The sequence below is a fragment of the Kosakonia quasisacchari genome (assembly GCF_004331415.1).
Classification (GTDB): domain Bacteria; phylum Pseudomonadota; class Gammaproteobacteria; order Enterobacterales; family Enterobacteriaceae; genus Kosakonia; species Kosakonia quasisacchari.
Window position 1 is genome coordinate 20,555 of the sequence record NZ_SJOP01000018.1, and the last position, 14,784, is coordinate 35,338.

Sequence of the window (14,784 nt, forward strand, 5' to 3'; positions counted from 1 at the left end):
AAAGGAGTCAGTCATGGTGAGATTAGATAAGAACGACCCAACAATGCTGGCGCGTCAGTTGCCACTAAAATCTGTTGCCCTGATCCTGGCGGGCGGCCGGGGGACGCGTCTGAAAGATTTAACCAAAAAACGTGCCAAACCCGCGGTGCACTTTGGTGGCAAGTTCCGCATCATCGATTTCGCCCTTTCCAACTGCATTAACTCAGGCATTCGACGAATTGGCGTCATCACGCAGTATCAATCGCATACGCTGATTCAACATATTCAGCGCGGCTGGTCGTTTTTTAACAACGAGATGAATGAGTCAGTCGATCTGCTCCCCGCTCAGCAGCGTGTGCATGGTGAAAACTGGTATCGCGGCACAGCGGATGCGGTCACGCAGAATCTCGACATTATTCGCCGCTACGGTGCGGAGTACATCGTCATTCTGGCGGGCGATCACATCTACAAGCAAGATTACTCACGCATGCTGCTTGACCATGTCGAAAAACAGGCGCGCTGTACCGTTGCCTGCCTGCCGGTGCCTATACATGAGGCCACGGCTTTCGGTGTGATGGCTGTTGATGAGAACGACAAAATTATCGACTTCGTGGAAAAACCTGCGTCGCCACCCTGTATGCCAGGTGATGACAGCCAGGCGCTGGCCAGCATGGGGATCTATATTTTTGATGCGGAGTATCTGTACGACCTGCTGGAGCAGGACGATGAGAATGAAGATTCCAGCCATGATTTTGGCAAGGACATCATTCCGCAGATTGTGAAGTCTGGCATGGCGTATGCGCACCCTTTCCCGTTGTCTTGCGTGCAGTCCGATCCTAATGCCAGTCCGTACTGGCGGGATGTCGGTACGCTCGAAGCCTACTGGAAAACGAACCTGGATTTAGCCTCGGTGATGCCGGAACTGGACATGTACGATCAAAATTGGCCTATCCGTACCTATAATCAATCTTTACCCCCGGCGAAATTCGTCCAGGACAGGTCGGGCAGCCACGGCATGACGTTGAACTCGCTGGTTTCCGGCGGTTGCGTTATTTCAGGATCGGTTGTTGTGCAGTCGGTGTTGTTCTACCGCGTGCGCGTCAATTCGTTCTGCAATATCGACTCTTCGGTCTTGCTACCGGAAGTGTGGGTGGGGCGTTCCTGTCGCCTCCATCGCTGCATTATCGACAGAGGCTGCGTGATACCGGAAGGAACGGTGATTGGTGAAAATGCAGAAGAAGATGCACGTCGCTTTTACCGTTCTGAAGAAGGGATTGTGTTGGTCACACGTGAAATGTTGCGCAAATTAAAAGCTGAAAGCATCAGATAATAACCTTGCGCGGAAGGGGTCCGCGCTGTTTTCCCTTTCCTGGCGTCAAGGCCAACGGGTTTCGAACAGGAGCGATAATGCAGGTCTTACATGTATGTTCTGAGATGTTTCCGTTGCTGAAGACCGGGGGTCTGGCAGACGTGATTGGCGCGTTACCTGCGGCACAAATTGCCGGTGGTGTTGATACTCGCGTTCTGTTGCCTGCGTTCCCTGATATTCGTCGTGGTGTGAGCGATGCGAAAGTGGTGTCCCGACGCGAGACGTTTGCCGGGCCTATTTCGCTGTTATTCGGTCACTTTAACGGGGTGGGGATTTACATGATCGATGCGCCGCATCTGTATGATCGGCCCGGTAGTCCCTATCACGATACGAATTTGTTCGCCTATACCGACAACGTGCTGCGTTTTGCGTTGCTCGGTTGGGTCGGCAGCGAAATGGCCAGTGGGCTTGATCCATTCTGGCGCCCGGATGTGGTGCATGCGCACGACTGGCATGCAGGGTTGGCTCCGGCTTACCTCGCTGCGAAAGGGCATCCGGCCAAGTCGGTGTTTACAGTGCATAACCTTGCCTATCAGGGCATGTTTTATGCACAGCATATGAATGACATCGAACTGCCATTGTCGTTCTTTAATATGCATGGGCTGGAGTTCAACGGACAGATTTCGTTTCTTAAGGCGGGGCTGTATTACGCGGACCATATTACCGCGGTGAGCCCGACGTACGCTCGCGAGATCACCGAACCGCAGTTCGCCTATGGCATGGAAGGGCTGTTACGCCAGCGTCAGCAAGAAGGGCGTTTGAGCGGCATCCTGAACGGCGTGGATGAAAAAATTTGGGATCCAGCCACCGATTTGCTGCTCGGTGCGCGCTACACGCGCGATACGCTGGAAGAAAAAGCGGAAAACAAACGCCAACTGCAAGTGGCGATGGGGCTGAAAGTGAACGACAAGATCCCATTGTTTGCGGTGGTAAGCCGCCTGACCAGCCAGAAAGGGCTGGATCTGGTGCTTGAAGCCTTGCCTGGGCTTCTTGAACAGGGCGGTCAACTGGCGTTGCTGGGGGCGGGCGATCCGGTGTTGCAGGAAGGGTTCCTCGCCGCCGCCGCAGAACACTCCGGGCAGGTAGGGGTGCAGATTGGTTACCACGAAGCGTTCTCGCATCGCATTATGGGCGGGGCGGATGTGATTCTGGTACCGAGCCGTTTTGAACCTTGCGGCCTGACACAGTTGTATGGCTTGAAGTACGGCACGCTGCCATTGGTGCGCCGTACTGGCGGGCTGGCGGATACGGTTTCCGACAGTTCGCTGGAAAACCTGGCGGATGGCGTCGCTAGCGGTTTTGTCTTTGAAGACAGTAATGCCTGGTCGCTACTTAGGGCCATCAGGCGTGCTTTCGTGTTGTGGTCCCGTCCATCGCTTTGGCGTTTTGTGCAACGTCAGGCGATGTCGATGGATTTTAGCTGGCAGATCGCTGCACAGTCATACCGCGATCTTTACTTTCGGTTGAAATAGTTTCCCAGGAATCACTTATATGAATGCACCTTTTACTTATGCTTCACCTACGTTAAGTATTGAGGCGTTAAAACATTCGATTGCCTACAAACTGATGTTCACTATCGGTAAAGATCCGGCTGTCGCCAACCGCCACGAATGGCTGAATGCCACGTTGTTTGCCGTGCGCGATCGGCTGGTGGAGCGCTGGCTGCGTTCCACCCGCGCGCAACTTTCTCAGGAAGTGCGCCAGGTTTACTACTTGTCGATGGAGTTTCTGATTGGCCGTACCCTTTCTAACGCCTTGCTCTCACTCGGTATCTATGACGATGTGAAAAATGCGCTGGATGAAATGGGGTTCGACCTTGAAGAGCTGATTGATGAAGAGAACGACCCCGGTCTTGGCAACGGTGGCCTCGGTCGACTGGCGGCCTGCTTCCTGGATTCTCTGGCGACGCTGGGGTTGCCCGGTCGCGGCTACGGCATTCGTTACGACTACGGGATGTTCAAGCAGAACATCGTGGACGGGCGGCAGAAAGAGTCGCCGGATTACTGGCTGGAGTACGGCAACCCGTGGGAGTTTAAACGCCACAACACGCGCTACAAGGTGCGGTTTGGCGGGCGCATTCAGCAGGAAGGCAGAAAGAGCCGTTGGGTTGAAACCGAAGAGATCCTCGCCGTTGCCTACGATCAGATTATCCCCGGCTACGATACCGATGCGACCAACACGCTGCGCTTGTGGAATGCGCAGGCGAGTAGCGAAATCAATCTCGGCAAATTTAACCAGGGCGACTACTTTGCCGCCGTGGAAGATAAAAACCACTCGGAAAACGTCTCCCGTGTGCTTTATCCGGATGATTCAACCTATTCCGGTCGAGAATTACGTCTGCGTCAGGAGTACTTTCTTGTCTCCGCAACAGTGCAGGATATCCTCAGCCGTCACTATCAGCTGCACCAGACTTACAGCAATCTGGCAGATAAAATCGCCATTCACCTTAATGACACCCACCCGGTGCTGTCGATTCCTGAGCTGATGCGTTTGCTCATAGACGAGCATAAATTCGACTGGGATGACGCCTTTGAAGTGACCTGCCAGGTCTTCTCTTATACCAACCACACGCTGATGAGTGAGGCGCTGGAAACCTGGCCGGTGGATATGCTGGGTAAAATTTTGCCGCGCCATCTGCAAATCATCTTTGAAATTAATGATTATTTCCTCAAGACCTTGCAGGAGCAGCATCCTAATAACATCGATTTGTTGAGCCGCACGTCGATTATTGACGAATCCAGTGGGCGCCAGGTGCGTATGGCCTGGCTGGCGGTGGTGGTGAGCCATAAAGTGAATGGCGTTTCTGAGCTGCACTCTAATTTGATGGTCCAGTCGCTGTTTGCCGATTTCGCAGACATCTTCCCGATGCGTTTTCTCAACGTCACCAACGGCGTGACGCCGCGACGTTGGCTGGCGCTGGCGAACCCGGCGCTTTCAAACGTACTTGATGAAAATATTGGCCGCACATGGCGTACCGATCTCAGTCAGTTAAGCGAGCTGGAGCAGCATATTGATTACCCGACGGTGAATCAGGCGGTGCGGCAGGCGAAGCTGGAGAATAAAAAACGGCTGGCGATCGTTATCGCCCAGCAACTGAACGTGGTAGTGAACCCGAAAGCGCTATTCGATGTGCAGATCAAACGCATTCATGAATATAAGCGTCAGCTCATGAACGTGCTGCACGTTGTTGTTCGCTATAACCGCATCAAGGCTGATCCAACGGCGCAATGGGTGCCACGCGTCAATATCTTCGCCGGTAAGGCTGCTTCTGCTTACTACATGGCGAAACATATCATCCACTTGATCAATGATGTTGCGCAGGTGATCAACAACGATCCGCAGATTGGCGACAAACTGAAAGTCGTGTTTATCCCCAATTACAGCGTCAGCCTGGCGCAGGTCATTATTCCGGCGGCGGATCTTTCCGAGCAGATTTCACTGGCGGGTACGGAAGCCTCCGGTACCAGCAATATGAAGTTCGCCCTTAATGGCGCACTGACCATTGGCACGCTGGACGGTGCGAATGTTGAGATGCAGGAACATGTTGGTGAAGAGAATATCTTTATCTTCGGTAACACGGCGGATGAAGTGGAAGCGCTGCGGCGCAAGGGCTACAAACCGCGTGAATACTACGAGAAAGATGAAGAGTTGCATCAGGTACTGACGCAAATCGCCACTGGCTTGTTCAGCCCGCAGGAACCTGGGCGCTACCGCGATCTCGTCGATTCATTGATCAACTTTGGCGACCATTATCAGGTCCTGGCGGATTTCCGGAGCTATGTCGACTGCCAGGAAAAAGTGGATGAGCTCTATCGCCATCCGGAAGAGTGGACCCATAAAGCGATGCGCAATATCGCCAATATGGGGTACTTCTCATCGGATCGCACTATTCAGGAATATGCCGAGAATATCTGGAATATCAAACCGGTTCGGCTGTAATAAAAAAACCTCTCCCGGTCGGGAGAGGTTTCTTCTCTTGCGATGCCAGTCTCCCGTAGGGGAGAGGCTGATTCTGTTACGACGCCAGCGACAGTTCCGCTTTATGATGACGCGTTAGCCATTGCGCCACGCGTGACTGCTCTTCCGCATTCAGCCACATGCCGAGTTTGGTGCGGCGCCAAATAGCGTCGTCCAGGCGTCTGACCCATTCGTGTTCGACCAGGTAACGCAATTCGGCTTCATACAATTCGTGACCAAAATGCTCGCCTAACTCTTCAAGGCTGGTGGCATTCGCCAGTATTAGCTCGCTGTTGCTGCCGTAAGTGCGGGCATAATGGCGCGCCAGCGATTCGCTGATAAACGGATAACGGCGGCGCAATTTGGCGGCGTAATCATCGCGGTCGCCCGCAATATCCCCGCCAGGCAGCACGCAGCTTTTCGTCCACGCAGGGCCAATACCTTTGTAGTACGGCGTCAGTTTTTCCAGCGCGTGTTCAGCCAGCTTGCGGTAAGTGGTCAACTTGCCGCCAAACACTGACAGCAGCGGCGCTTTGCCGTTTTCGTCGTGGATATCCAGCGTATAGTCGCGGGTGATGGCCTGCGGCGAATCGGATTCGTCATCACACAGCGGACGTACGCCTGAGTAGGTCCAGACAATGTCCTCGCGGGTCAGCTGTTTCTTGAAGTGACCGTTATAGACCTTCAGCAGGTAGTTGATCTCGTTTTCGTCGATCTCAACGTGCTTCGGATCGCCTTTATATTCCACGTCCGTGGTGCCGATAATCGAAAACTCATCCATCCACGGAATCACAAAGACAATACGCTTATCTTCGTTTTGCAGGATATACGCCTGTTTTTGCGTGTGTGCGCGCGGTACCACAATATGGCTACCTTTGATCAGGCGGATGCCGTACGGGGATGGCAGATGCATGCCGTCATCGAAGAATTCTTTCACCCACGGGCCGGTGGCATTAACCAGGCCGCGCGCCTGCCAGCTGAATTTTTCTCCGGTGTCGATATCTTCCGCTTCAACAATCCACATGCCATTTTCGCGGCGTGCGCTGGTTGCGCGGGTGCGGGTCATCACTTTACCGCCTTTTTGTTCCACCATCTGCGCATTGGCCAATACCAGACGCGCATCGTCCACCCAGCAGTCAGAATATTCGAAACCGCGCACGATTTCCGGTTTCAGCACCGATTCTGCGCCAAAACGCAAACCGCGCGATGCAGGCAAACTGGTGCGTTTACCCAGGTGATCGTACATAAACAGACCAATGCGGATCATCCACGCCGGGCGCAGGTGCGGGCGGTGCGGCAGACGAAAACGCATCGGGAAAGCGATGTGTGGTGCCATTTTCAGCAGCACTTCGCGTTCGGCCAGCGCTTCGCTCACCAGGCGGAATTCGTAGTGTTCAAGGTAGCGCAGGCCGCCGTGAATCAATTTGGAGCTGTTGCTGGATGTCGCGCAGGCGAGATCCTGTGCTTCCAGCATCAGCACGGATAAACCACGCCCTGCGGCGTCAACCGCGATACCGGCACCATTAATGCCCCCGCCTATCACAATCAGATCTTTGGTTTCCATGCTGTCCTCATGCACTTTCGTTATAGCTCAAAAATGTTCGATATCGCTCATAATAGCAAAGGAACGCGCCTTTGGTAACATCAAAAAAACAATTTAGAGTGATATGCATAACATAATGGCGCTAACCCGCCGTCACGACGTACACTTGACGGCAGGATAGCCATTTACTGTGTCAATTAAGAGAACGTCATGGATCACTTTGAGTGTATTAACGTAGAAGAAGCCCACCAAAAATTGCACCAGCAACAGGCCGTACTGGTGGATATTCGCGATCCGCAGAGCTTTGCGATGGGCCATACGCCAGGCGCGTTTCATTTAACCAACGACACGCTGGGCGCGTTTATGCGTGATAACGACTTCGACACGCCGGTGATGGTGATGTGCTATCACGGCAACAGCAGTAAAGGCGCTGCGCAATATCTGTTGCAGCAGGGCTACGATCAGGTCTACAGCGTGGACGGCGGTTTCGACGCCTGGCATCGCCACTTTCCGTCAGAAGTGATGCACGGTGCGCTGTAGGCATTGCGCTTGTCTTCGGTATACTGTCTTTTTTTGTAGGGACTAAACGACGCCTGCCATGTTGATGATTACCTCTTTTTCCAACCCTCGCGTCGCCCAGGCGTTTGTTGATTATATGCAGACCCAGGGTGTGATCCTCACTCTTCAACACCATCAACAAAGCGATGTCTGGCTGGCAGATGAAAGCCAGGCAGAACGCGTACGCAGCGAACTGGCGCGTTTTATGGAAAACCCTGGCGACCCGCGTTACCTGGCGGCGAGCTGGCAATCCGGCCAAATCGATAGTGGCTTGCACTATCGCCGCTTTCCCTTGCGGGCGGCGCTGCGTGAGCGCGGCGGGCCATTAACGCTGCTGATGTCGGCGCTGTGCATTGTTGTGTTTGTGATGATGAACATCATCGGCGATCAAACGGTAATGATGTGGCTTGCCTGGCCGTGGGATGCAAGCGTGCAGTTTGAAGTCTGGCGCTACTTCACCCATGCGATAATGCACTTTTCGCTGGTGCACATCATCTTCAACCTTTTCTGGTGGTGGTATCTTGGCGGCATGGTTGAAAAACGGCTGGGCACCGGAAAATTGGTGGTCATTACCCTCATTAGCGCCTTATTGAGCGGTTTTGTGCAGCATCAGCTTACCGGCCCGTGGTTTGGCGGCTTATCCGGCGTGGTTTACGCGCTAATTGGCTATGCCTGGCTGCGCGGTATACGCGACCCGGAATCGCAGATTGCGTTACCTAACGGATTGTTTATCTTCACCGTGGTGCTGATGATAGCGGAGTGGTTCGGTTTGACCGGCTTCGCGATTGCTAATGGCGCGCACACGGCGGGGATGGTGATTGGGCTGGCGATGGCGCTGGTCGACACAAGAAATGTGCGAAAACGAACATAATTATCCAGGGACAATTCATGAAACAAACACAGCGTCATGACGCAATTATTGAACTGGTTAAACAGCAGGGATACGTCAGTACCGAAGAGTTAGTCGAGCAATTTTCCGTTAGTCCACAAACGATTCGCCGCGATCTGAACGATCTGGCAGATCAAAATAAAATTTTGCGTCATCACGGTGGTGCGGCGTTGCCATCGAGCTCGGAAAACACCTCCTGGCACGATCGCAAAGCGACACAAACGGCGGAAAAAGAACGTATTGCCCGCAAAGTGGCAGAACAAATTCCCAACGGCGCCACGCTCTTTATTGATATTGGCACCACGCCGGAAGCGGTCGCTCATGCGCTGCTCAACCACAGTGATTTACGCATCGTCACCAACAACCTGAACGTTGCCAATACATTAATGAAAAAAGACGACTTTCGGGTGATTCTGGCGGGCGGTGAGCTTCGCAGCCGGGACGGCGGCATTGTGGGCGAGGCGACGCTCGATTTTATCTCTCAATTCCGCCTCGATTTCGGCATCCTCGGCATTAGCGGCATTGATGCGGATGGCTCATTGCTGGAGTTTGATTACCATGAAGTGCGTACCAAACGGGCGATCATTGAAAACTCGCGCCATGTGATGCTGGTGGTGGATCACTCGAAGTTTGGTCGTAACGCGATGGTCAATATGGGCAGTATCAGCATGGTGGACGCGGTTTACACCGATACAATGCCACCTGCAAGCGTGGTGCAGGTGATTACCAGCAACAACGTGCAACTGGAGTTGTGTTAAACCGCCTTTCGGCGGTTTTTACACCCCGTAACCCATTATCTTCAATAGCTGCTGCGCATGCTGAACCGCATCCTGGCGATGGGCGACGCCGAGCTTCTGATAGAGATTGCGGATATGGGTTTTAATGGTCGTCGCCGCGACGGCCAGCTCGCCCGCAATCTGTTCATTGCTGTAGCCAGAATAAATCAGCCCCAGCACCTGCCACTCGCGCTGGGTCAGCGGGCTGGTGCGGATCAATTCCGGTACTTCAGGGTGAGTTAGCAGCCGTTCGACAAAGTTCTCATCAAAATGCGCGAACTTGTGACGGTGATGCTGATTGATATCGCGCAGAATACGCTGGGCGCGATGCTGATCCAGTTCCGGCAGCGTATTAAGCTGAATTAACTGACGCAATTGCTGCGCCATTGCTTCACCTTCAATCACGAAGTGGCTGATAAACCCGGTGCGGTTAGCCAGTTGCAATGCCTCAAGCAACACCCGCTGCGCGTCATTTTTACGTCCCGCCTGCCAGTAAAGCTGGTTCAACAGCAGCAGGTTGCGGTTGATATCGCTCATCAGTCGCAGGCTGCGGGCATTTTCGTTTAACTCTTCAAGCACCATCTCCGCCGGGTCGAAATCACCGAGCAGAATCTGCGCGCGGGCAATATTACGCCACTGGCTTTGCAAGAAGTGGTTATTGGCAAATTCAGGTTTAGGCGTCTGGCGCAGCCACTGGGCGGCCGCTTTTTTATCGCAGGTCATTTGCCAGTAGATCACCCGTACTTTGTCGGCGTTTGATACCCAGTCGCTATGGTACTGACCATTACCGAGCAAGTTTTCCAGCCGGTGCAGGTGGCTGCGGGCATTATCCAGATCGCCGCGCGCCAGCGAGTTTTGCACCAGCAACGCCAGACACTGCAATTGTTGCTGCGGTTGCAGAGCGGAAAGCACCTCCATACCCTGGCGCGCCGCTGCTTCGGACTCGTCCAACCTTGCCCACGCCCACAACAGTTGCGCGCGGATGCGCAGCAAAAATTCATGCATCGGCAGTTGTTCAAGATGCTGTTCACGGATAAGCGAGAACGCTTTCTCTTGCATCTCCCAGGCGGCTTGCAGGAAGCCTTGGGCGAACAGAATTTCGCTTTGCTGAATAAGGCTCCACAACGCGTAGTGCCAGACATCATGGCGACGCGCCATCTGCTCGGTTTGCTGCATGACCGACAGCGAATTGGTCAGCTCGCCTTTGCAGTGCAGCACTTCGCCGTGGACCGAGGTGGCCACAATGCGGCTGTAGTAATTTGCCAGCGGCAACTCTTCAAGCGCCACCATCGCCAGCCGTTCGGCTTCCACCGGGTCGCCATCGTTGATAGCCACCTGCGCGCGCAAGGCATTGAAATCGCCGTGCAGCGAGGCGTCCATTTGTGTGGTCATCTCCTGTTCAGCGCGCGCCAAAAGGGTATTCACTTCACTGTAGCGGTGCTGGCTTTGCATCAGCCAGGCTTGCAACAGCACCAGGCGAGGGTTTTCCAGCAAGCTTTCCCACGGCAGCGCTTTTAGCGACTCTTCCAGCACGCTCAGCTCGCTGTGGTTAAACAGCCCCCAGGCGTGATGCAGCAGAATATCGCGCAGCATAATGCCATCGCCCGCCGCCAGCGCATGGTGAATGGCCTCGCTCGGGAAGCCTTGCGCCATCCAACTCTCCGCTGCCGCGCGGTGTATGTCCGGTAACTCTGTCGCCAGTTCCCACTGGCAACGCTGGCGCAGGAAGCTGCCAAACAGCGGGTGGTAGCTAAACCATTCGCCGGAATCGTCCATCCGTTGCAGGAACAGGCCCTGGCGCTCAATCTCTTCCAGCCGCATCTGCCCGTTCTCTTCGCCGGTCACGCGCACAATCAGCGCGTCGTTCATAGAACGCAGCAGCGCGCTTTTGAGCAGGAAATGGCGGGTATCGACATCGACATTATCCAACACTTCATCAACCAGATAATCCGATAAATGGGTGGCGTTAATGCCCGCCAGGCGACGCGCAGACTGGTGCGGAGCGCTGTGGTTTTGCCGGGCGGAAAGCGCGATAAGCTGGAGTGCTGTTGCCCAACCGGCTACGTCGTCACACAGGCGGCTGCTCTCTGCCGCTTCAATAGGGGAGGTCAGGCGACAGTCGAAGAACTGTTTGGCTTCCTGGTGGGTAAAGGCAAGCTGGTGGCTGCCAATTTCCAGTAACTGCTCGCGCACACGAAGATTCGCGATGCCTAACTGCGGCAAGTTGCGCGACAGCACAATCAGCGTCAGGTTTTCTGGCTGATGGCGTAAGAAAAAGCGCATCGCATCGTGGATCACCGGGTTGGTGACGAGATGGTAATCATCAATCACCAGATACAACGGGCGCTGCCATTCGGTCAGCTCAATAAATAGCTGTGAAAAGAGCGACGGCAGGCTGGCGTACTGGCGCTTTTGCGCCATCACTTCACTGCTAACGCAGTGCCCGCCCGTCGCCTGCTGAACGGCGGCAATAAAATAGCTGGCAAATCGTTCTTGCTGGTTATCTCCCTCATCCAGCGAATACCAGCCAACGTCGTTCTTACCTGCTGCCCACTGTGAAATGAGCGTGGTTTTGCCGTAACCCGCAGGGCTGGTTACCAGCGCAAGCCGATAATTGTTGGCGCCGGAAAGTTTAGCCAGCAGCCGTTCCCGAACCACCGTGTGGTCGAGACGAACCGGGCGACTTAATTTGGACGGAATCAACATAGTTATCACTTCACTGTGCGAAAAAACGGAGGGGGAGATTTTTTTTGCGCTTCGTAATTAATGGTAATAAGGTCGGCCAGATGAAGAAATATTGCAAGTTATGTCCGAATCTGGCGATTGTGAATTTGCACCATGTCACATTTCTATTTATGTCGCGAATAAATAAAGCACAATAATGGCAAAAGGCGAGGAAGCAGGACTGGCGGGCTACGGCAGCAAGGATTTGTAATACAATCGGCAACTATAAGGTCTTTATTCGAAATATTAAGACATTGGCTGACATAAACGCACAAATAGCAAAAAACGAACAATTCCATTCACCGAAATATTATTTCGCCAAATTTTCACTGGTCAGCAATACTTATTCTCTCCGAAACGTCATTTCATTTTTCCTGCACGCAGGATGAATTTCTCATGCTTTGTTGCTGCTTTTTTGATTGAATAATGTTCAAAAAAGACGCTACCTTTAGGTGGCGGCGATCACACTTTTCGCTCATCCCCGCCACTCCTCCCCGGCTAATCCCTGGCAGGATGAGGAAGTCACCTGTTGAGCCAGGCACACTATCGCAAACGTCGATCTACTTCATTACAGGACCCGGATTCTTTATGTCAAAGCCAACGTTTAATAAAGCGGAATTTGAAACGGCTCTTACGCGCCAGTGGCAGCGTTTTGGGGTTCAGGCCGCGAATGACATGACAACCCATCAATGGTGGCAAGCGGTCAGCGGTGCGCTGGCGGATTTGTTGGCGGCGCAGCCCGCGCCCAAAGCGGCGAAAAAGCAGCGTCACGTCAACTATATCTCCATGGAGTTTTTGATTGGTCGCCTGACCGGCAACAATTTGTTGAATTTGGGCTGGTATCAGGGTGTCGGCGAGGTGCTGCAACACCACAACATTAATTTGACCGACCTGCTGGAAGAGGAGATCGATCCGGCGCTCGGCAACGGCGGTTTAGGACGCCTGGCGGCTTGCTTCCTCGATTCGATGGCCACCGTTGGTCAGTCGGCCACCGGTTACGGTCTGAACTATCAATACGGTTTGTTCCGCCAGTCTTTTGTTGACGGGCAACAACACGAAGCGCCGGACGACTGGCACCGCCGCAGCTACCCATGGTTTAGCCATAACGAACAACTGGACGTGCAGGTCGGGATTGGCGGTAAAGTCAGCAAGGAAGGGCTCTGGCAACCCGCTTTTACGTTGATTGGTGAAGCCTGGGATCTGCCGGTCATCGGCTATCGCAATGGCGTAACACAGCCGCTGCGCCTGTGGCAGGCGACGCACGCGCACCCGTTTAACCTTACCAAATTTAACGATGGCGATTTTCTGCGTGCCGAACAAACCGGTATTGATGCGGAAAAGCTCACCAAAGTGCTCTACCCGAATGACAACCATCAGGCGGGCAAAAAGCTGCGTCTGATGCAGCAATATTTCCAGTGTGCCTGTTCGATAGCCGATATTCTGCGCCGCCATCATCTTGCGGGGCGCAAGTTGGCGCAACTGCCGGACTATGAAGTTATTCAACTGAACGATACGCATCCGACCATCGCCATTCCTGAGCTGCTGCGGGTATTGCTCGATGAACATCAACTGAGCTGGGAGGATGCGTGGGCGATCACCAGCCGCACTTTCGCCTATACCAACCATACGTTGATGCCTGAAGCGCTGGAGTGCTGGGACGAAACGCTGGTGAAAGCGCTGCTGCCGCGCCATATGCAAATCATTAAGCAGATTAACGACAAATTTAAAGTGCTGGTCGAGCAAACCTGGCCGGGCGACAAAGCGGTGTGGGCGAAGCTGGCGGTCGTGCATCACAAACAGGTGCGCATGGCGAACCTGTGCGTGGTTGGCGGTTTTGCGGTCAACGGTGTTGCGGCGCTGCACTCGGATCTGGTGGTGAAAGACCTGTTCCCGGAATACCACCAACTGTGGCCGGGCAAATTCCATAACGTCACCAATGGCATCACCCCGCGCCGCTGGATCAAACAGTGCAACCCGCAACTGGCTGCGCTGCTTGATAAGACGCTGAAAAAAGAGTGGGCCAACGATCTCGACCAATTGATTAACCTGGAGAAATACGCCGACGATGCGGCGTTCCGCAAACAGTACCGCGAGATTAAGCAGCACAACAAACAGCAACTGGCGGCGTTTGTGAAAGCGCGTACCGGCATAGACATTAACCCGCAAGCACTGTTCGATATTCAAATCAAGCGTTTGCACGAGTACAAACGCCAGCATCTTGGTTTGCTGCATATCATCGCGCTGTATAAAGAGATCCGCGAAAACCCGCAAACCGACCGCGTGCCGCGCGTGTTCCTGTTTGGCGCGAAAGCCGCGCCGGGGTACTACCTGGCGAAAAATATTATTTATGCCATCAATAAAGTGGCGGAAGTGATTAATCACGACGCCAGCATTGGCGACAAACTGAAGGTTGTCTTCCTGCCGGATTACTGTGTCTCGGCGGCGGAAAAATTGATTCCGGCAGCGGACGTTTCCGAGCAGATCTCCACGGCCGGTAAAGAGGCATCTGGCACTGGCAACATGAAGCTGGCGCTGAATGGTGCGTTAACCGTCGGTACGCTGGACGGTGCCAACGTCGAGATTGCTGAGCAGGTGGGCGAGGAGAATATCTTTATCTTCGGTAACACCGTTGAGCAGGTGAAGGCGCTGAAAGCGAAAGGGTACGACCCGCTGAAGTGGCGCAAAAAAGACAAGCTTCTGGATGCGGTGCTGAAAGAGCTGGAAAGCGGTAAATACAGCGATGGCGATAAACACGCATTCGACCAGATGCTGCACAGTATCGGCAAACAGGGCGGCGACCCGTATCTGGTGCTGGCGGATTTCGCTGATTACGTGGCCGCGCAAAAACGTGTCGATGTGCTCTACCGCGACCAGGAAGCCTGGACGCGCGCCGCGATCCTGAATACTGCGCGTTGCGGAATGTTTAGCTCCGACCGTTCGATTCGCGATTATCAAACCCGTATCTGGCAGGCTAAACGCTAAGGAAGGG

General features: G+C 53.9%; 9 protein-coding genes. 7 read left to right on the forward strand and 2 right to left on the reverse strand.

Translation table 11 applies throughout. From position 1 onward, the window contains the following. Nucleotides 1-13 precede the first annotated feature (13 nt). The 3 genes from glgC to glgP all read left to right on the forward strand — a co-directional run bounded on the left by glgC (nt 14) and on the right by glgP (nt 5,287). Nucleotides 14-1,309, forward strand: coding sequence for a glucose-1-phosphate adenylyltransferase (gene glgC / locus E0L21_RS18010; RefSeq protein ID WP_131411895.1), 1,296 nt, complete (start codon nt 14-16; stop codon nt 1,307-1,309). A 77-nt stretch (nt 1,310-1,386) separates the two neighbouring features. Continuing rightward, on the forward strand, nt 1,387-2,820 hold the full coding sequence (glgA, locus tag E0L21_RS18015) for a glycogen synthase GlgA (RefSeq protein ID WP_131411897.1): 1,434 nt from the start codon (nt 1,387-1,389) through the stop codon (nt 2,818-2,820). Nucleotides 2,821-2,839: 19 nt separating this feature from the next. Beyond that, nucleotides 2,840-5,287 carry a glycogen phosphorylase gene (gene glgP, locus E0L21_RS18020; RefSeq protein ID WP_131411899.1) on the forward strand — a complete coding sequence of 816 codons (2,448 nt, stop codon included), beginning with the start codon at nt 2,840-2,842 and terminating at the stop codon, nt 5,285-5,287. Between the two features lie 76 nt (nt 5,288-5,363). Here the strand turns inward: glgP and glpD are convergent, their stop codons facing one another. Next, nucleotides 5,364-6,869, reverse strand: a complete 1,506-nt coding sequence (glpD, locus tag E0L21_RS18025; protein ID WP_131411901.1) for a glycerol-3-phosphate dehydrogenase — start codon at nt 6,867-6,869, stop codon at nt 5,364-5,366. A 189-nt stretch (nt 6,870-7,058) separates the two neighbouring features. Between glpD and glpE the strand changes: the two genes are divergently transcribed. Genes glpE through E0L21_RS18040 form a run of 3 tightly spaced genes read left to right on the forward strand, consistent with a single transcriptional unit; the run spans nt 7,059 to nt 9,053 of the window. Beyond that, nucleotides 7,059-7,388, forward strand: coding sequence for a thiosulfate sulfurtransferase GlpE (gene glpE, locus E0L21_RS18030; RefSeq protein WP_131411903.1), 330 nt, complete (start codon nt 7,059-7,061; stop codon nt 7,386-7,388). Nucleotides 7,389-7,446: 58 nt separating this feature from the next. Continuing rightward, on the forward strand, nt 7,447-8,277 hold the full coding sequence (gene glpG / locus E0L21_RS18035) for a rhomboid family intramembrane serine protease GlpG (protein WP_131411905.1): 831 nt from the start codon (nt 7,447-7,449) through the stop codon (nt 8,275-8,277). A gap of 17 nt (nt 8,278-8,294) precedes the next feature. Next, entirely contained in the window at nt 8,295-9,053 is a 759-nt protein-coding gene (locus tag E0L21_RS18040) for a DeoR/GlpR family transcriptional regulator (RefSeq protein WP_017459542.1), read from the forward strand. Nucleotides 9,054-9,071: 18 nt separating this feature from the next. Here E0L21_RS18040 and malT read toward each other — a convergent pair whose 3' ends face one another. After that, entirely contained in the window at nt 9,072-11,777 is a 2,706-nt protein-coding gene (malT, locus tag E0L21_RS18045; protein ID WP_131411907.1) for an HTH-type transcriptional regulator MalT, read from the reverse strand. A 606-nt stretch (nt 11,778-12,383) separates the two neighbouring features. Here malT and malP point away from each other — a divergent pair. Next, nucleotides 12,384-14,777 (forward strand): maltodextrin phosphorylase, encoded by a 2,394-nt coding sequence (gene malP / locus E0L21_RS18055; protein ID WP_131411909.1) that lies wholly within the window; start codon nt 12,384-12,386, stop codon nt 14,775-14,777. Nucleotides 14,778-14,784: the final 7 nt, after the last annotated feature.